At 66.6% G+C, this 18,055-nt stretch carries 18 protein-coding genes and 1 tRNA gene; 10 read left to right on the forward strand and 9 right to left on the reverse strand.

The window, feature by feature from the left end; translation table 11 throughout:
- Positions 1-76 precede the first annotated feature (76 nt).
- From INR38_RS12490 to INR38_RS12500, 3 genes are read right to left on the reverse strand one after another with little or no spacing between them, the layout of a single operon-like run.
- Positions 77-604 carry a hypothetical protein gene (locus tag INR38_RS12490; protein ID WP_207443830.1) on the reverse strand — a complete coding sequence of 176 codons (528 nt, stop codon included), beginning with the start codon at positions 602-604 and terminating at the stop codon, positions 77-79.
- A 2-nt stretch (positions 605-606) separates the two neighbouring features.
- Positions 607-1,578 carry a DUF1376 domain-containing protein gene (locus tag INR38_RS12495; protein ID WP_063326679.1) on the reverse strand — a complete coding sequence of 324 codons (972 nt, stop codon included), beginning with the start codon at positions 1,576-1,578 and terminating at the stop codon, positions 607-609.
- Positions 1,575-1,823: a hypothetical protein gene (locus INR38_RS12500; protein WP_141441628.1), complete on the reverse strand. Its 249-nt coding sequence runs from the start codon at positions 1,821-1,823 to the stop codon at positions 1,575-1,577. The genes INR38_RS12495 and INR38_RS12500 overlap by 4 nt, the downstream gene beginning before the upstream one ends.
- 83 nt (positions 1,824-1,906) lie before the next feature.
- Here INR38_RS12500 and INR38_RS12505 point away from each other — a divergent pair, with 83 nt between their 5' ends.
- From INR38_RS12505 to INR38_RS12515, 3 genes are all read left to right on the forward strand, one after another.
- A complete protein-coding gene (locus INR38_RS12505) occupies positions 1,907-2,626 on the forward strand; it encodes a LexA family transcriptional regulator (protein ID WP_207443828.1) in 720 nt (239 codons plus the stop codon).
- 181 nt (positions 2,627-2,807) lie between these two features.
- The gene (locus INR38_RS12510; RefSeq protein ID WP_207443826.1) at positions 2,808-3,149 is read left to right on the forward strand and encodes a hypothetical protein; all 342 of its coding nucleotides are present in this window, start codon (positions 2,808-2,810) and stop codon (positions 3,147-3,149) included.
- 44 nt (positions 3,150-3,193) lie between these two features.
- Positions 3,194-3,499 (forward strand): ogr/Delta-like zinc finger family protein, encoded by a 306-nt coding sequence (locus INR38_RS12515; protein WP_013803306.1) that lies wholly within the window; start codon positions 3,194-3,196, stop codon positions 3,497-3,499.
- On the opposite strand, the gene INR38_RS12520 is transcribed toward INR38_RS12515, so the two are convergent.
- The 5 genes from INR38_RS12520 to INR38_RS12540 form a co-directional block, all read right to left on the reverse strand.
- Positions 3,493-4,800, reverse strand: a complete 1,308-nt coding sequence (locus tag INR38_RS12520) for a type II toxin-antitoxin system HipA family toxin (protein ID WP_207443824.1) — start codon at positions 4,798-4,800, stop codon at positions 3,493-3,495. The genes INR38_RS12515 and INR38_RS12520 overlap by 7 nt on opposite strands.
- Entirely contained in the window at positions 4,800-5,201 is a 402-nt protein-coding gene (locus tag INR38_RS12525; protein ID WP_207443822.1) for a helix-turn-helix transcriptional regulator, read from the reverse strand. Before INR38_RS12525 ends, INR38_RS12520 begins: the two co-directional genes overlap by 1 nt.
- Positions 5,202-5,473: 272 nt before the next feature.
- Positions 5,474-5,560 (reverse strand) — tRNA-Leu (locus INR38_RS12530).
- Between the two features lie 120 nt (positions 5,561-5,680).
- A complete protein-coding gene (locus tag INR38_RS12535) occupies positions 5,681-8,896 on the reverse strand; it encodes an efflux RND transporter permease subunit (RefSeq protein WP_013803309.1) in 3,216 nt (1,071 codons plus the stop codon).
- On the reverse strand, positions 8,893-10,143 hold the full coding sequence (locus tag INR38_RS12540; RefSeq protein ID WP_207443820.1) for an efflux RND transporter periplasmic adaptor subunit: 1,251 nt from the start codon (positions 10,141-10,143) through the stop codon (positions 8,893-8,895). The genes INR38_RS12535 and INR38_RS12540 overlap by 4 nt, the downstream gene beginning before the upstream one ends.
- Positions 10,144-10,317: 174 nt before the next feature.
- Between INR38_RS12540 and hpnC the strand changes: the two genes are divergently transcribed.
- The 4 genes from hpnC to INR38_RS12560 all read left to right on the forward strand — a co-directional run bounded on the left by hpnC (position 10,318) and on the right by INR38_RS12560 (position 14,643).
- Positions 10,318-11,202, forward strand: a complete 885-nt coding sequence (gene hpnC, locus INR38_RS12545) for a squalene synthase HpnC (protein WP_207475964.1) — start codon at positions 10,318-10,320, stop codon at positions 11,200-11,202.
- A gap of 67 nt (positions 11,203-11,269) precedes the next feature.
- Entirely contained in the window at positions 11,270-12,115 is an 846-nt protein-coding gene (gene hpnD / locus INR38_RS12550; protein WP_013803312.1) for a presqualene diphosphate synthase HpnD, read from the forward strand.
- A complete protein-coding gene (gene hpnE, locus INR38_RS12555) occupies positions 12,112-13,500 on the forward strand; it encodes a hydroxysqualene dehydroxylase HpnE (protein WP_207444290.1) in 1,389 nt (462 codons plus the stop codon). Before hpnD ends, hpnE begins: the two co-directional genes overlap by 4 nt.
- Positions 13,501-13,623: 123 nt before the next feature.
- Positions 13,624-14,643 (forward strand): tripartite tricarboxylate transporter substrate binding protein, encoded by a 1,020-nt coding sequence (locus INR38_RS12560; RefSeq protein ID WP_034391671.1) that lies wholly within the window; start codon positions 13,624-13,626, stop codon positions 14,641-14,643.
- Positions 14,644-14,682: 39 nt separating this feature from the next.
- Here the strand turns inward: INR38_RS12560 and INR38_RS12565 are convergent, their stop codons facing one another.
- Positions 14,683-15,366: a GntR family transcriptional regulator gene (locus tag INR38_RS12565; protein WP_043823817.1), complete on the reverse strand. Its 684-nt coding sequence runs from the start codon at positions 15,364-15,366 to the stop codon at positions 14,683-14,685.
- 167 nt (positions 15,367-15,533) lie between these two features.
- On the opposite strand from INR38_RS12565, the gene INR38_RS12570 reads away from it, so the two are divergent.
- From INR38_RS12570 to INR38_RS12580, 3 genes are all read left to right on the forward strand, one after another.
- On the forward strand, positions 15,534-15,932 hold the full coding sequence (locus INR38_RS12570; protein WP_012204485.1) for a carboxymuconolactone decarboxylase family protein: 399 nt from the start codon (positions 15,534-15,536) through the stop codon (positions 15,930-15,932).
- 10 nt (positions 15,933-15,942) lie between these two features.
- Positions 15,943-16,806 (forward strand): NAD(P)-dependent oxidoreductase, encoded by an 864-nt coding sequence (locus INR38_RS12575; RefSeq protein ID WP_207444291.1) that lies wholly within the window; start codon positions 15,943-15,945, stop codon positions 16,804-16,806.
- A gap of 132 nt (positions 16,807-16,938) precedes the next feature.
- Complete coding sequence (locus tag INR38_RS12580) at positions 16,939-17,922, forward strand: tripartite tricarboxylate transporter substrate binding protein BugD (RefSeq protein ID WP_207444292.1); 984 nt, start codon at positions 16,939-16,941, stop codon at positions 17,920-17,922.
- Positions 17,923-18,055: the final 133 nt, after the last annotated feature.

Raw genomic sequence — 18,055 nt, forward strand, 5'->3', positions numbered from 1 at the left:
GTGCCACGGCGCAGCAGGCAGGGACGTCAGGACGATGGAGATAGGCTGTGGGGGGCATTCGGACAAGTCTGGACATTCATCGCGGCCACCCATCCATGCCCATGGCCTGCATGGCATTGCGAAGCACTGCGCGGGTGACGGTCTGGTCACCGGCCCGGATTCGGGCCAGGATGCGGCGCGCCCAGTCCTTGCCATCGCCTACAGGCACCAGTTGCACACGGACAGGCGAAGCACCAGGTGCTGGCAGACGAGTCCACCCCTGCAACTCGGCATGTGTGCTGCGCGGGGTGGCGGCACGGCACAGCGCTTCAAACTGAGGCAGATGCGGCGGGAAATCCGGATGGGCCGCAGGCAGTCGGGCCACGGCAGTTTCAATCACACTGGAGTCGTATTTCGCCAGCGCTGCACTCCAGACACGCATGGCCGCGCGGACCCCGAGATCTCGCCCGCCATCATCCAGAACGCCTGTGGCGAATTTGCTCAGAAACAGCGAACCGTAGGACCCCTGCATGACCAGGAACAGGTTTTTCACGGCGGAACTCGCGGCCTGCTTCCGGAGCTCTCCCGTTATCGCAACGGACGACAGGGCGGAAATGCTCTGCATGCCTACGCCTCCATGATGGCCGCGTAGGCTGCGCCGTGCCTGCCCACGGGGACGGAGCGACGAATAGCGGCCCTCGTCGGTGGCGGCAGTGCGGCAGCCAGCCATTCCAGCGGTTGCAGCGGCCTGGCCTGGGCGCAGGCACGCAGCCTGTCGATCAACGCATCGTCCCCATGGACCTTGCGCAACCCGCCAAGGAAGGACCGTGCCTGTCTTTCCGGCGTACCCGAGTTGACCAGCAGAGACAGCCCATAGCCGAAAATGATCTCGCTGCAGTCGCTGGCAGGAACGGGCTGGCGGATCGAACCGCCAGGATTGGAGCGAACATCAGGGTGTCCCTGTCTCTTTCCCTTTCCCTGTCCCTTGGAGGCGCTTTCCGCAGAGACCGCAACACAGCTTCCACGGGACACCGGAGCACTGTCCCCAGGGACACTGTCATCTTGTTCCCCCGGACATGCGTAACCGTCCCCGGACATGGACAGCACCTGTCCAGTGGGACGGCCGCAATCTATCCATTCCTCATACGATGGACGGCGCACATCTGTCCCGTGCCTGTCGTTGTGCTTTTTGATGCGGCTGCATTCGGTGCGCCAACGCTGCAGCAACTTGGCACTCCAGGCATCGCGAACCTTCTCCGCTACCACCGCGTGGTGGTAGCGTCCGTCACTGCATAGCACCCAGCCTCGCATGGCTCCCTCACGCACGCGTTTCCACTTGGGGTCAATACGTCCCCGCAGGGCATAGCCCGCCTGTTTCGCGATCCAGGCATCGTTGTCCGGCATGGAGCCAGCGGGAACTTGGTGCCAGGCGGCAGACCACAGCAGCACGGCGGCCCAGCATGCATCGGGGGTCTCGTTGGCCGCCAGGTCCGAATCTCTCAGCCGGGCGACATCCAGTGGCATGAACGGAAAGTCGGAAAGATCACAGTCGCAGGGCACCATGGGATCAGGCAGAACGGCATTGCATTGGCTTGTCATGCGCACCTCCCATGGCCTATCGAGCGAGCTTCGTTCTGGAAACGAGCCCTTTCGGTCAATGGCAGCGCATCCAGGGAAAACCTGCCGCCCCCCAAAGCCACCATCACGTCAGCCAGCCCCAACTCCACTTTCCCGCCGCCATAGACCAGCTTGCTCAGCAGCCCTGGCGTGGTGCCACACCGCTCGGCGAACTCGGCACGCCCGCGACGATCCAGCTCACAAAAAAACAATTTGAATGGGTTCATGCAGCACATGATACCCAAGGAACCTACAAAAAGATACCCGAAGGTATCTTGTACCCACAGGTACTCAACGCGAAAATCAGACCATGGATCAGCACACACGCCTGCAACAACTTCTTACAATCGTCTGCTCGGAATTCGCCCAAGGCAATCGGGCCGCGATGGCACGCGCCATAGGAAAGGACGCAAGCTACGTCAACCGACTTTTCTACCCTCAAGACAAGAAGGGCGCCAAAGGAATTGGGCAAGAGTTGATGGAAGCCACGCGGACGGCATTCGATCTGCCGCGCGGTTTTTGGGAAATGACACCCAATGAGGCAGCCGCAGCTCTAAAGCACACCCCCGACCTGGTGGAAAATACCAACAAGAAACTCACACGAGACGAAATAGTGATTCGACAGTACTCCACAGGTGGCGCCATGGGCGGCGGACTGGTCTTGCGAGACCAGCCCGGCGTCATCAACAGCTGGAGCGTGAACAGTGAGTGGGCCCAGAAAAACCTCCCCTACGTGACGTCCTATGACAACCTGGCCATCGTGACGGGCTTTGGAGACTCCATGCTGGGGATGTTCAATCCAGGCGATCCGCTCCTGGTGGACACTGGCGTCAGGGAGTGCGAGTTCGATGGTGTCTACTTCTTCTCGGTCGACGGAGAAGGCTTTATCAAGCGCCTTCAGCGAATTCCCGGTGAGGGCATTCTGGTGATCAGCGAGAACAAGAAATACCGGGAGTGGTACATCAAACCCGGCATGAACCTTCAGATCCTGGCCAAGGTGCTGCGCGCCTGGGAAAGCAAAGTCTACTAACCCGCACAGAAGACTACCAAGCCACCCTCAGGGGTGGTTTTTTTTGTCAACAATACCCACAAATACCCAAAGGACAATACCCAAAGAACCATCAAAAATAGAACCTTAAGGTATATTAAAGGCATCGATTCTCGCAACCACGCACACCCACCTCGCCTTGCCACATCGATTGCAGACAGCCATGAAAGCAAACGCGTCTACAGCCTGCTGGGCCCACACGGCGGCATCCAGCCATGCCAGCAGCGAAGGCCACGAGCAGTATCTCGCCGAGTACCTGGATGCCTACGTGCTGGAAAACTACGGACCGCCTTGGGTCGCCGAGTTCATCCAGGAGGCCTTGCATGACATGCCCTACCGCGTTGCCCAACAGATTGCCATCGATGGTGAAAAGCAATGTCCAAAGGGCCTCGAAAGCATGGGCATCACGCTGGACGCCTGGATAGGCGGCTACGCCCGCATGCGTGCAACGCAAGTGCTCGCCCCAAGACCAGGAAGCCTGGCATCCCATAAGCCCTGCTTTTGAACAGCCGCTCATACCGTCAACTGGCCTCGAAAGGAACATGACCCATGCGAATGATGTGCCCACACTGCAATGAACACGCGTACACACGCACCAGCTTGCAATTGACCAACACCAGCCGGGAAACCATATTCCAGTGCCGCAACTTCGAATGTGGCCACGTATTTTCAGCAGTGACGGAGATCAACCGCACTATCTCTCCCAGCGCCATCCCCAATCCGTCTGTGATACTTCCGATAAGCACACACATCAAGCGCCGGGAAGTCGCACGACAGATGGCAGCCATGCCATTGTCAGAATTCGATGCACAGCAACATCGCGGCACTGAGCCAGCCACCCATATGGCTCAGTGATCACCCCTAAGCAGAAAGCGCCGCGCCTGGTCACGCGCCCCGTCGAAGATCTGCCGGGCCATAGACTGCGGCACGCTGGCCGGCAGGCGTGGCTGCAGCCGGGCTATGGCGCCGTCCAGCGCCTCGACCATCTCCACCATGCTCTCCCACAGGCCTGCGATGCGCGTGGTCTCGGCCAGGGCCTTCCAGTGGCGGTGCTGGATCTCGGCCAGGCGGTAGTGGCGGCTGCGCCCCGGCAGGGCCATGGCCATCCTGGCGCGCTGGCGGGCGATCTTGCCGTGGCCGTGACCGATGATGGGCCAGGCCGACAGCACGTCGTACAGCGGTGTCATCTCATAGCCGCCGCCCGGCTGCAGGAACACCGAGAAATTCTTGGCATGCCCGTCCGTGGCCGCCAGCAGCCAGAACGCCAGCTGGGCCATCACGAAGCGGGCGCAATCCTGGGCAGGCTCGCTGCCATGCTGCAGCACTTGCAGGCACTGCAGCATGCCGGGCCCGCCATGGGTCTCGTACTTGTTGGCGCTGGCAACGCCGCGCACCTGGCAGAAATCTTCCTGGGGCAGACGCGCAATCCAGCCCTGGGCCGTCCAGGCGCGGTCAAAGCGCTCCACGCACAGCACCTGCTGCCCGCCGAAGGTCTCGATGCTGCTGTCGGCCACGGCAAAGCCCAGCTCGGCCAGCAGCCGGGCGCACAGCCACTCATTGGCCACTGACTCGCTCAGGTCGTAGTGCCAGTGCGGCACCACGCCGATGGCCGGCTTCAGGATATGCGTGGTCGGCGTCGCGCCCAGCGGGCGGCACCACTGGCCGCCATGGCGCAGCACCGCCGTCTTCTCCTGCGCACCGGCAATGGACAGCCGGAACTCCTGGTCCACCTCCAACGCACCAAACCCGGCGCCCAGGCTGGCCAGGTGCTCTGCAATCTGCGCCTCGCTCAGCGGCTCGAAGCGCACCTGGTCAAAACCGTCGGGCACTGCACCCTCGGGCAGCAGCTGCACGGCCCCCACGCAATCGCGGCCAATGGCTTCCAGCAGCGAAAACGCATCGATCCCGCGCAGCCCGAAGCGCTGGTGAATGCGCCGGCGAATGCCCTCGCCGTCCGGCAGCAGGTTGTCGAAATAATGGGCCACCACCTCGCCCGCCACCGTCAGGTCGCGCGTGAAGGGCATGGACAGTGACAGCGGCCGCGCATGCGCGCTCTGCGGCCAGGCCGGGTCATAGGCGAACACGTGGCGGCCCGTGCGCGTGACCTCCCAGGTGCCCACCCGCTCCCCATTCATCCAGACGCCCAGCGCCGCCATCACCAGGACCCTTTCGGCTTGCGGTCCTGCCAGTGCGGCGGCAGCGCCTGCGGCTTGAAGGCCACGGGGCGGTCGGCGGGCTTGCGGGGCACGTTGTCACCCGCGTACGGTTGTGGAGCTGGCTCGGCCACCTTCAACGCAGCAGGCACAGGCACAGATGCAGACGCAGGAGAAGCCACCGCATCCGCCCTGGGCCGCATGAGCAGATCGGCATCCAGCAGCTGCAGGATCTCCATCAGCTGGCGCACGCTGATGGCAGCCGGGTCACGCTCTATCGCCGCCACACGCGACTGGGACACGCCCAGCCGCTGTGCCAGTTGGGACTGGCTCACGCCAGCGGCCTTGCGCAGCGACTTCAGGTGCAGCGCAAGCTGATCGGGCAGTTGCAACAGGTGGTCCATGGTGTTCTCCTGGCCAGGGCATTCAAAATATCATCTCAAGATGATGAATTGAAATTATTACCTAAAGATAATATAACAAATATATCATGCTTAGATGATATTTTCATTTATCTCGCTATAAGCCTTCCAAGAACGTTGCTGTGGCATAGCGGCATCACATCCACACACCTGTTACCCCCATGTCCGTGACATGCAGAGGCGAAAAAAAACCCGTTTTCTTCGAAGAAAACGGGTTTAAGTGAGATTAGGCGTACTCTGCCATTTCTCTATTGTGGTGCGCGGGGGGGGACTCGAACCCCCACACCATTGCTGGCGTCAGGACCTAAACCTGGTGCGTCTACCAATTTCGCCACCCGCGCTGGTTCTTGGGGGAGCCGCCTGCGCGGCGGCTCCTAGGTCAGGGCGCAGATTCTAGCCGCAATTGCGGGGTGCATTGCCATACCCCGGATTTGAGCGGCGGCCTCTGCGCTTTCGCCGCCTCAATGCGTGGGCTCGCGGCGCACGCGGAACACGGCGGCGTACATGGCCGGCAGGGCCAGCAGTGTCAGCACCGTGGCCACGATCAGCCCGCCCATGATGGCCACGGCCATGGGGCCCCAGAACACGCTGCGCGACAGCGGGATCATGGCCAGCACGGCGGCGGCAGCCGTCAGCACGATGGGGCGCAGGCGGCGCACAGCGGCTTCGATGATGGCGTCCCAGGCCGGCACGCCGCGCGCGCGGTCGGTCTCGATCTGGTCGATCAGGATCACCGAATTGCGCTGGATCATTCCCATCAGCGCCACCACGCCCAGCAGCGCCACGAAGCCGAAGGGCCGGCCCAGCAGCAGCAGCGCCGCCGCCACGCCGGGAATGCCCAGCGGCCCGGTGATGAACACCAGCAGTGAACGGCTGACACTGCGCAGTTGCAGCATGAGCAGCGTGAAGGTGAGGAACAGCATCACCGGCACACCAGCGACGATGGCGTCCGAGCCCTTGGAGCTTTCCTCCACGGCGCCAGCCACATCGATGCGGTAGGCCGTGTCGCCCGCAGCGTGCCAGCGCGCCTCGATCTCGCGCAGGCCCGGCAACAGGGCATGGGTCAGCGTTGCGCCCTGCAGGCCCTCGCGCACATCGCCCTGCACGGTGATGGCGAACATGCGCTTTTCTCGCCACATCACGCCGGGCTCCCAGACCATCACGGGCTTGGCGATCTGCGTGAGCGGGATCGACTTGCCCGACGCCGTGGGCAGGTAGGCGTTGGCGATGTCGGTGATGGCGTCGCGCTCCGAATACGGCGTGCGCAGCACGATGTCGATGAGCTTGTCACCCTCGCGGAACTGGCCCACGGTGGAGCCGCTGAGCATGACGCGCGCCGCCTGGGCGATGGCCTGGCTGCTCACGCCCAGGGCGCGCGCCTTGTCCTGGTCAACCTCCAGGCGCACGGCCTTGACGGACTCGTTCCAGTTGTCGTTGACGCCGCGCATGTCGGCGTTGGCGATCATGACCTGCTTGACCTCGTCGGCATAGGCACGCAGCTTTTGCGGATCGGTGCCGGACACGCGGAACTGCACCGGATAGGGCACGGGAGGCCCGTTGGGCAGCAGCTTGACGCGGCCCCGCACCTCGGGGAACTCCTGGGCCAGCAGCGCCGGCAGCGCCTTGCGCAGACGCTCGCGCGTGGGCAGGTCCTGGGCGACCAGGATGAACTGCGAGACGTTGTTCTGCGGGAACACCTGGTCCAGCGGCAGGTAGAAACGCGGCACGCCCGAGCCCACCCACTCGCTGACCGTGCGCACGCCGTCCAGCTGCATGAAGCGCTCTTCCACGCGGCGCGTGACGGCTTCGTTGGCGGCCAGCGACGTGCCCTCGGGGAACCAGATGTCCACCAGCACTTCGGGCCGGCTGGAATCCGGGAAGAACTGCTGCTGCACGCGCGACATGCCCACCAGGCCCAGCGCAAAGACCAGCACCGTGATGGCGATGGTCAGCCAGCGGTGCGTCACGCACCAGTTCACGGCGCGCCTAAAGCGGTTGTAGAACGGGCTGTCGAAGACTTCATGCTCGGCCGACGAGGCATTGAGGTTGGTCTCCTCGATGGGCACCTCGCCCGAGGCCACCTCGGGCGGCAGCGTGGCCGCGTGCGGCGGGCGCTTGAGCAGCAGCATGCCCAGGTAAGGCACGAAGTACACCGAGGCGAACCAGCTGAGCACCAGCGCAATCACCGTCACCGCGAAGATGGCGAAGGTGTACTCGCCCGTCATGGACTTGGCCATGCCGATGGGCAGGAAGCCCGCCGCCGTGATCAGCGTGCCGGTCAGCATGGGCTTGGCCGTGATCTCGTAGGCAAAGGTGGCGGCGCGGTACTTCTCGTAGCCCTCCTCCATCTTGCGCACCATCATCTCCACCGCAATGATGGCGTCGTCCACCAGCAGGCCCAGCGCGATGATCAGCGAGCCCAGCGACACCTTGTGCAGGCCGATGTTCCAGTACCACATGGCCAGGAAGGTCGCGGCCAGCACCAGCGGGATCGTGATGGCCACCACCAGGCCCGGGCGCGGGTCGATGTACCAGCGCTTCCACAGCGGCTGGTGGCCCTCGCGCTTGTGCAGGCCCAGGCTGATGAAGCTCACGGCCAGCACCACCACCACGGCCTCGATCAGCACCTGCAGGAATTCGTTGACCGAGTCGGCCACCGCCTTGGGCTGGTCCTGCATGTTGGCCAGCTCCACGCCGGCCGGCAGCGTGCGCGCGATGTCGCCCACGGCGCCGCGCAGGGATTTGCCCAGGCGGATGATGTCGCCGCCCTTGGTCATGGATACGCCCAGCGCAATCGTCTCGCGGCCCTGGTGGCGCACCTTCACATTGGCCGGATCTGCATAGCCGCGGCGGATCTCGGCGATATCGCCCAGGCGCAGCTGCGCGCCCGATGCGCCTCGGATGGGCATGGCGCGCAGCTCGTCCACCGCCAGGAACTGGCCGGCCACGCGCACCTGCACATCCTCGCGCGGCGTCTGCAGCACGCCTGCGCCCTCGATGGCGTTTTGCTGGCCCAGCTGGCCCAGCACCTGGTTCATGTCCAGGCCCAGCTGCGACAGGCGGCGCTGCGACAGCTCGATGTAGACCTTCTCGTCCTGCACGCCGAACAGCTCGACCTTGGCCACATCGGGCACGCGCAGCAGGCGCTGGCGCACGTCGTCGGCCATGGTCTTGAGCTCGGCGTAGCTGAAGCCGTCGGCCTGCAGGGCGTAGATCACGCCATAGACATCGCCGAACTCGTCATTGAAGAACGGCCCCTGCACGCCCTGCGGCAGGGTGTAGCGCATGTCGCCGATCTTCTTGCGCACCGTGTACCACAGCTGCTGGACATCGCCGGGGCGCGAGTTGTCCTTGAGCTGGAAGATGATCATCGACTCGCCGGGCTTGGAGTAGCTGCTGATCTTGTCGGCGTAGGGCACCTCCTGCAGCGTGCGCTCGATCTTGTCGGTGACCTGCTCGGCCATCTGCTGCGCCGTGGCGCCCGGCCAGTTGGTGCGCACCACCATGGCGCGGAAGGTGAAGGGCGGGTCCTCGTCCTGCCCCAGCTGGAAATACGAGGCAAAGCCCAGCAGCAGCAGCACGACGATGAAATAGCGCGTCAGCGCCACATGGTCCAGCGCCCAGCGCGAAAGATTGAAGTGCGCGCCCTGCGGCGCCTTGTGCTTGGGCCCGCTCATTGGGCCGCTCCGCTGGGCGCAGCGCCTACGGCGGCAGGCGCCTGTGCAGGCTGTGTCTGTTGCGGCCGCTGCTGTGCCGGCTGCTGCTGTGCCGGCTGCGGGGCCTTGTCATAACGGTCCTGATAGACCGTGACCTTCTGGCCTGGCGTGAGCACATGCACGCCGGCAGCCACCACCTGCATGCCGGGCGTCAGGCCTGCGGCAATCACGGCTTCGTTGCCATCGGCCGTGGCCAGTTGCACGGGCTGCAGCTTCACCGTGCTGCTGGCGGCGTCGAACACCCACACGGCCGTGCCCTGGCCGCCGCCGCCTTCCTGGCGCAGCGCCGTGGTCGGCAGCTTGATCACGGGCTGGCCCGTGGGGCCCATGCCTTCGGGCAATGCGTGGACCGTGGCACCCAGCGGCGGCACGGCGGCGGCGTCCGAGGTGGGCAAAGCCACCTTCACCTGGTAGGTGCGCGTGACGGGATCGGCGCTGGCCGCCACCTCGCGCACCTGGCCCTGCAGCGGCTGCATGCCGGCCGACCAGGGGCGCACATTCACCTTCTGGCCCACGCGGATGGCACCGCGCTTGTCTTCGGGCACCACGAAGACCACGTCGCGCGGGCCATCCTGGGCAATGCGCACCACGGGCGAGCCGGCCGACACCACCTGGCCGGGCTCGGCGTCTATGCCGGTCACCACGCCGGGCACATCGGCCAGCAGTTGGGCATAGGCTTCCTGATTGCTCTGCGATGCCAGCTGCGCCTTGGCCTGGTCCAGCGTGGCCTGGGCAGACTTGAGCGTGGCCTCGCGCCGCTCCAGCTCCGCACCGCTGATGAAGTTCTGCGCCTTCAGCTGCGAGTAACGCCTCACATCGGCAGCGGCAAGATCGCGCTGCGTGGTCGCGGCCGCCACCTGGGCGCGCGCGGCGTCAGCTCCCAGCCGGTAGTCGCTGGCATCGAGCCGCGCCAGCAACTGGCCTGCCTGCACGTGCTGGCCCAGCTCCACCTCGCGGCGAACGAGCTTGCCGGCCACGCGAAAGCCCAGGCGCGACTCTATGCGCGCGCGCACCTCGCCCGCGTACTCCAGTTGCGTGTCCAGCGCGCCCACGCCTACGGTGAGCAGCTTGACGGCGCGAACCGGCTCGGGCGGCGGCTCGGCCTTGGAGCAGGCGCCCAGCGCCAGCACGGCGGCCAGGCACAGAGGGGCAAGAAGAAGATGGCGCGGCAAAGCGGGCGCGGCAGGGTTCGATGGCAAGTCGGGCATGTGGATCCGGGAGGGCTGGTGCGAAAAGCGGCTGCGGGCTGCAAGATCCGGGCAACATGCCGCGGCAGCTGGCTGGCGCCGTTTACTGACTGACGGGTTAGTAATTTAGGAGAAGCCCTTGAGCCCGTCAAGTGAAATGCATGGCCTTGCGCGCAGCATCGACAATCGGCCACCGTGAAGTCCACCGCTCCCACCCTGCCCGCCTCCCCCGCCCCGGTCACGCACTACGAGAACTTTCCCGTGGCGTCCTGGCTGTGCCCGCCCCGCTTGCGCCCGCCGATTGCCGCGCTCTACCACTTCGCACGCACTGCAGACGATCTGGCCGACGAGGGCGACGCCACGCCGTCCGAGCGCCTGGCCGCGCTGGCCGCCTACCGTGCCGACCTGATGGCGCTGGGCACCGAAGGCGAGGCCCCCATGCTCTCCCGCACGGCCTGGCCCCTCGTCTTTGCAGGGCTGGCACCGCAAGTACGCGCCCACCAGCTGCCGCTGGCGCTGATGGACGACCTGCTCAGCGCCTTCGCGCAGGACGTGCGCAAGACCGAATCCGGCACCACCTACGCCGACCGCGCGGAGCTGCTTGACTACTGCCGCCGCTCGGCCAACCCCGTGGGCCGGCTGCTGCTGCATCTGTACGGGGTGGATGATGCCGAATCGCTGGCCCGCAGCGACGCCATCTGCACCGCCCTGCAACTGATCAATTTCTGGCAGGACTTCAGCGTGGACCTGCCACGCCAGCGCCACTATCTGACCGATGCCGACTGCGCCACCCATGGCGTGCGGCGTGAAGACCTGCGCGCCGAGCCCGCTGCACTGACCCCTGCCGTGCGCGCGCTGTTGGCCGACCAATCGGCCTGGGCGCGCGCCCTGATGCAGTCCGGCGCACCGCTGGTGCACCGCCTGCCGGGCCGCATCGGCTGGGAGCTGCGTCTGGTCGTGCAGGGCGGGCTGCGCATCCTGGACAAGGTCGATGCGCTGCAGGGCGCCAGCCTCTACCGCCGCCCCACCGTCGGCAAGGCCGATGCGCCGCTGCTGCTGTGGCGCGCCCTGCGCATGTGATGGCGGGCCGGCCGTTGCGACACCCAGGCTTTGGCTCCCAGCCGTCCATGGGACAATCCGGCCCCATATGAATCCGGATCAGTACGTCCAAGACAAGGCCGCCGCCTCGGGCAGCAGCTTTTATTACGCCTTCCTCTTCCTGCCGCGCGAGCGCCGTGCGGCCATCACCGCCTTTTATGCGTTCTGCCGCGAAGTGGACGACGTGGTGGACGAAGTCTCCGACCCCGGCGTGGCCGCCACCAAGCTCGGCTGGTGGCAAAACGAAGTGCACCAGGCCTTTGCAGGCAAGCCCTCCCATCCCGTGATGCGGGCGCTCATGCCGCACGCCCCGGTCTACGCCATCGAGGAGCGCCACCTGCAGGCGGTCATCGACGGCTGCCGCATGGACCTGGAGCAGACCCGCTACCTGGACTTCCAGGGCCTGACGCGCTACTGCCACCTGGTCGCAGGCGTGGTCGGCGAAGTGGCCGCGCGCATCTTTGGCCAGACACAGGAAGAAACCACGGCCTACGCCCACAAGATGGGCCTGGCCTTCCAGCTGACCAACATCATCCGCGACGTGGGCGAGGACGCCATGCGCGGACGCATCTACCTGCCCATCAGCGAGCTGCAGCAGTTCGACGTCAAGGCGCATGAGATCACCAAGCGCGAATACTCCGACCGCTTCACCGCGCTGATGCGCTTTCAGGCCGAGCGCGCCCACCGCCTCTACGACGAGGCCCTGGCCCTGCTGCCCGCCGCCGACCGCCGCACGCAAAAGCCCGGCCTGATGATGGCCAGCATCTACCGCACCCTGCTGCGCGAGATCGAGGCCGACGACTTCCGCGTGCTGCACCAGCGCATCAGCCTGCCGCCGCTGCGCAAGCTGTGGCTGGCCTGGAAGATGCAGGCGCTGGGGCGCATGGCGCGGTGAGCAGAGACAGCGCCAAGGACAAGCCGCGCACCTCTGTGCCGCGCGCAGCCATCCTCGGCGGCGGCTGGGCCGGCTTTGCCGCCGCCCTTGCGCTGGCGCGCAGCGGCTGGCACATCACATTGCACGAGGCTGCGCGCGAGCCCGGCGGCCGTGCGCGCGGCATGGACCTCGACACGCCACAGGGCCCGCTGCGCGTGGACAACGGCCAGCACATCCTCATCGGTGCGTACACCGAAAGCCTGCGCCTCATGCGCGAGGTGGGCGTGGACCCTGAACAGGCCCTGCACTGCCAGCCCATGGCCTTGCCCTATATCGATGGCAGCGGCCTGCGCTTTCCCGACTGGCCTGCGCCGCTGGATGCGCTGGCCGGCATTGCAACCGCACGCGGCTGGAGCCTGGGCGAGCGTGCAGCCCTGCTGGCGCGTGCCGTGCGCTGGCGGCTGGCGGGCTTTCGCTGCGCGCCGCAGGCCACCGTGGCCGACCTGTGCGCCGGCCTGCCGCAGCGCCTGGTCAGCGAGTTCATCGACCCGCTGTGCATCTCGGCGCTCAACACGCCCATTCACCTGGCCAGCGGCACGGTGTTCCTTCGCGTGCTGCGCGATGCGCTGTTCAGCGGCCGTGGCGGCTCGCATTTCCTGGTGCCGCGCCGTGACCTGGGCAGCCTGTTCCCGGCGCCGGCCGCGCAGTGGCTGCAAGAGCGCGGGCACGCCGTGCGCCTGGGCAGCCGCGTCGCAGAACTGCAGCCCCAGGGCCCGCACTGGACGCTGGGCGCAGCCCAGGGCGGCGATGCGCCTTTCGACGCCGTGCTGCTGGCCTGCCCCGCGCCCGAGGCGGCGCGCCTGGCACTCACCGCCGCCGAGCACGACAGCCTGCCTGCGCGCGACGGCATTGCCCTGCAGCGCTGGGCGCAACTGGCCCAGGACCTGCAGCACCGCCCCATTGCCACCGTCTATGCGCAGACCGGCGATCCCTCCCACACATTGCCCCCGGGCGCTCCCTGGCTGGCGCTGCGCTCCACGCCCGATGCGCCTGCGCAATTCGTCTTCGACCGTGGGCAACTCGGCGGCCCGCAGGGCCTGATGGCCTTCGTCATCAGCGACAGCGCATCGGACCGCGAAACCCTGCAGGCCCAGGTGCTGGCCCAGGCCCAGGCGCAGTTGGGCTGGCATGGACTGGTTGCGCTGCGCACCGTGATCGACAAGCGCGCCACCTTCGCCTGCCTGCCGCAGCTGCAGCGCCCCGGCATGGAGTTGGGCCACGGCCTGTGGGCCTGCGGCGACCATGTGGATGGACCGTATCCGGCCACCATCGAAGGCGCCGTGCGCAGCGGCCTGCAGGCGGCCGAGGCCATCGGCCAGGCCCTGGGTGCCGAGGGAAAAGCCTGATCCCCCGGGTATCTCCGTAGCCTGCAGACCCTGGTTTGACAGCAGATTGACAGCCGCCGGCGCCACCATCGCTGGCGCCGCATCCGCTGCCCATTCACTACAACGATAGCCAGGAGACCAGACATGCCTTCGCGCGACTTTCTTCACCACGCAGACCTGCCCCTGCTCGGCCGCCGCCAACTGCTGGCCGGCACGGGCGCCATGGCCCTGTCGGGCCTGCTGCCTGCGGCCGCGCTGGCGCAGGACGCCTGGCCCACGCGTCCCATCCGCTTTGTCGTGCCCTTTGCGCCGGGCGGCAGCTCGGAAATCGTGGCGCGCTCCACGGCGGCCGAGCTGTCCAAGACCCTGGGCCAGAACGTCTTCGTGGACAACAAGCCCGGCGCGGCCGGCAACATCGCCATGCAGGAAGTGGCGCGCGCCGATGACCAGAGCACCGTCATCCTGGGCCACATCGGCACGCTGGCCGTCAATCCCTACATCTTCGACAAGCTGCCCTACGACGCGAACAAGGACTTCCAGCCCGTCAGCCTGCTGGCCAAGGTGCCCAGCCTGTACGTGGTCCACCCCGATGTGCCGGTCAAGAACCTGCGCGAACTCATCGCCTACGCCAAGAAGAAGCCCGGCCAGCTCAGCTACGGCTCGGCCGGCAATGGCAGCGCCGGGCACCTGGCCTTCGAGTACCTGAAGATGACGGCCGAGATCTTCATGCTGCACGTGCCCTATCGCGGAACGGGGCCGATGATGACGGACCTGATGTCGGGCCGCCTGGACGCTGCCTCCGTGGGCGCTGCCGCCCTGCTGCCCTTCATCAAGGCGGGCAAGGTGCGCTGCATCGCCACGGGATCGACCCAGCGCCTGCCCCAGTTGCCCGACGTGCCCACCGTGGCCGAGCAGGGCTTCCCGGGCTTCGAGATGACGCAGTGGTACGGCATGCTCGCTCCCTCCAGCATGACCCGAGCCCACGTGGACAAGCTGGCTGCCGAATGCGCCAAGGCCGTCAAGGCGCCGGACGCGCTCAAGCGCCTGCAGGGCGATGCGGCCGAGCCCATCGGCAGCACGCCCCAGCAGTTCGCGCAGTTCATTGCCACCGAGCAGGCACGCTGGCAAAAGGTGCTCAAGCGCGCCCAGGTCAAGCCGGACTGAGCGCACACGGACTGACACCCCCAGGCACCGGCCCCGGCATCAGCTGGCCGGGCCTGCCTTCTCGGCCATGGCGCGCAGAACGCCCTGGCCGGCCTTTTGCACGTGATCGGCGCTCAGGCGCGCAGCCTGGTCCGCATCGCCCAGCTCTATTGCCGCCACGATGGCATCCAGCTCGGCCAGCGTCTGCGGCAGGCGCCCGGGCTGGGACATGGAGATGCGCCGCAGCACCGTCACGCGGTTGTTCAGCTGCCGCAGCATCTGGCCGGCCACCAGATTGCCGCAGCCCTCGATCAGGATGTCGTAGAACTGGTTCTTGATCGCCAGCAGGGCCACCTTGTCGCTGGCCACGGCGGGCACAGCCAGCTCGCCCAGCTTGGCACGCAGCGCGGCGCGCTGGCCTGCCGAGGCATGCAGCGCAAAGCCCCGGCTGGCCAGCCCCTCCAGGCTGGCCCGCACCTCGTAGATATCGCGCACTTCCTGCACCGAGATGTCCGTGACCTCGGGGCCACGGTGCGGAACGATGGTGATCAGCCCCTCGGCCTGCAGGTGCTGCAGGGACTCGCGCAGGCACGAACGGCTCACATCAAGGCTCTCGCACAGCTCGCGCTCGGACAGCTTCTGGCCCGGCGCAAACACGCCATCGAGGATGGCCGTGCGCAGGGTCTGCGTCGTGCGCAGGCGCAGCGACGTTTCTTCGCGGGGGACACGCAGCATCTGGTTCATGGGACGAATCCTACCCGCCAATCCAGGGGCAGGACGGACTGACGGATTGTCATACACACACCTGGCCCAGCAGGCAATCCAGATTTTCATCAAGTAGGATTGTCTGACAATCTGATTAAATTCACTCCACCGAAAGACACCTTCACCGCCTTCCATCAGGAGTTTTCATGACCCGAGCCTATGCACCCAAGAACCCCGCCCTCTTCGACCAGGGCCTGTCCACCCGCCGTGAGGTGCTGGGCGCCGAGTATGTCGATGCGTCCATCCAGAACGCCACGGACTTCAACATCGACATGCAGGAGCTGGTCACCCAGTACTGCTGGGGCGATGTCTGGAACCGCCCCGGCCTGGACCGCAGGACGCGCTCCTTCCTGAACCTGGCCATGATCACGGCGCTGAACCGCCCGCATGAACTCAAGCTGCATGTGCGCGGCGCCATCAACAACGGCCTGACCAAGGAAGAGGTCAAGGAGGTCTTCCTGCAGACCGCCATCTACTGCGGCGTGCCGGCCGCCATCGACTCCTTCCGCGTGGCTTCGGAAGTCTTCAAAGAGATGGACATCTGAGGCACGCAGCATGACCACCATAGGATTCATAGGCCTCGGAATGATGGGCCAGCCCATGGCCCACCTGCTGCACGCCGCAGGGCACGCCCTGGTCATCCGGGACGCCTTGCCCGCCGCCACCGCACGATTCGCGCAGGAGCATGCGGGCGTGGCCGTGGCATCCGGCGCGGCCGACTTTGCCGGCTGCAGCGTGGTCTTCACCATGCTGCCCGACTCCCGCATCGTCGATGCCGTGGTCGGCGAACTGGCACCGCACCTGCCGCCCGGCGCCTGCATCATCGACATGAGCTCGGCCGACCCCAACCGCACGCGTGCTCTGGCCGGCCTGCTGGGCGAGCGCGGCATCGGGCTGCTGGATGCGCCGGTCTCCGGCGGCGTCAAGCGCGCCATTGCGGGCACGCTGTCCATCATGGTCGGGGGCGATGCGGACCTGCTCGCCCAGCACCTGCCGCTGCTGCAGCGCATGGGCCAGGCCATCACCCATGTCGGCCCCGTGGGCGCGGGCCATGCGCTCAAGGCCTTGAACAACTATGTCTCGGCAGCGGCCCTGATCGCCACGGCCGAGGCCATCCATGCAGGCGCGGCCTTCGGCATTGCGCCGGCCACCATCGTGGACGTGATCAACGCCTCCACCGGCAAGAACAACACCACCGAAAACAAGGCCCATCAGTTCATGCTGAACGGTGCCTTCAACTCGGGCTTCTCGCTGGCGCTGCAGGCCAAGGACGTGGGCATTGCCCTGTCGCTGGGCCAGGCCATGCACACGCCCATGGCACTGGCCGAACAGGTCAGCGCCATGGCGGCCGACGCCTCCAGGTCCCTGGGACCCGCCGCCGACCACACCGAGCTGTACAGGTACGTGGCCCCGGCCTGAGCCTGCGCCGTCTCGCCGTCGTCAAGGGCCGCATGCGGCCCTTGCCTTACTGCCTCACGCCACCAAACACGCCACCGACAACCGGCCGCACAGAGCCGGCGGCCCCTGCACGCGCCTCCAGGAGACAAACCCATGCGCCCCCTCATCCGCAATCCCCTCGCCCAGACCCTTCTCGCCGCCGCGCTGTCAGCAGCCAGCCTTGCCGCCCTGGCCTTCCCCAACAAGCCCGTCACCATCGTCGTTCCCTACGCGGCCGGAGGCTCCACCGACGTGCTGGCCCGCGTGCTGGCCGAGGCCATGACGCGCGACCTGGGCCAGCAGGTCATCGTCGAGAACCTGGGCGGCGCCGGTGGCACCATCGGCACCAGCCGCGTCACACGGGCCCAGGCCGACGGCCACACCCTGCTGCTGCACAACATGGGCATTGCCACGGCGCCCGCGCTCTACAGCAAGCTCGCTTTCGATGTGAGGCGCGACCTGGAACCCATCGCGCTGGCCGGCGACGTACCCATGATCCTGGTGCGCAGCAAAGGCTTTGCGCCCGCCACGCTGGCGGACTTCATCGCCCACATGAAGGCCAAACCGGGCGAAGTGCGCTTCTCGCATGCCGGCGTAGGCGCCACCTCCCACCTGTGCGCCATGCTGCTGCTGCAGACCACCTCCACCGAGGCCACCCTGGTGCCCTACCGTGGCACGGGCCCGGCCCTGCAGGACCTGGTGGCAGGCAATGTCGATGTCATCTGCGACCAGCCCGTGGCCACCGGCCCGCACATACAGGCGGGCATGCTCAAGGGCTACGCCGTCGCCACACGCGAACGCCTGCCCTCCCTGCCCGATGTGCCCACCTTCGCGCAGGCTGGCCAACCCGGCTTCGAACTTGCCGTATGGCACGGCCTCTACGCCCCGCGAGGCACGCCCCAGGCCGTCATCGAACGCCTCAACAAATCCCTGCGCACCGCCCTGTCCGAGCCCGCCCTGGTCAAGCGCTTCACGGACATGAGCGTCATCATCCCGCCCGCAGACCGCCTCACCCCCGACGCCCTGCGCCAGCACACCGCCGCCGAAATCAAGCGCTGGGACCCGGTGATCAAGGCTGCGGGGGCCAAGGCGGAATAGAGGCGCAGCAAGGAGCAGGCAGGCCAGGAAGATAGGCGCGCTGAGCAGGGCACAAAAACCCGACGCAGCCCAAAGCCTGGGACACCGAGCAAGGGCCGCCCCGCCGCGAGGGTGTCGTCCCCCTCCCGCGAAG

The sequence above is a fragment of the Delftia sp. SD018 genome, from assembly GCF_017355445.1.
In the GTDB taxonomy this organism is placed as follows: domain Bacteria; phylum Pseudomonadota; class Gammaproteobacteria; order Burkholderiales; family Burkholderiaceae_C; genus Comamonas; species Comamonas acidovorans.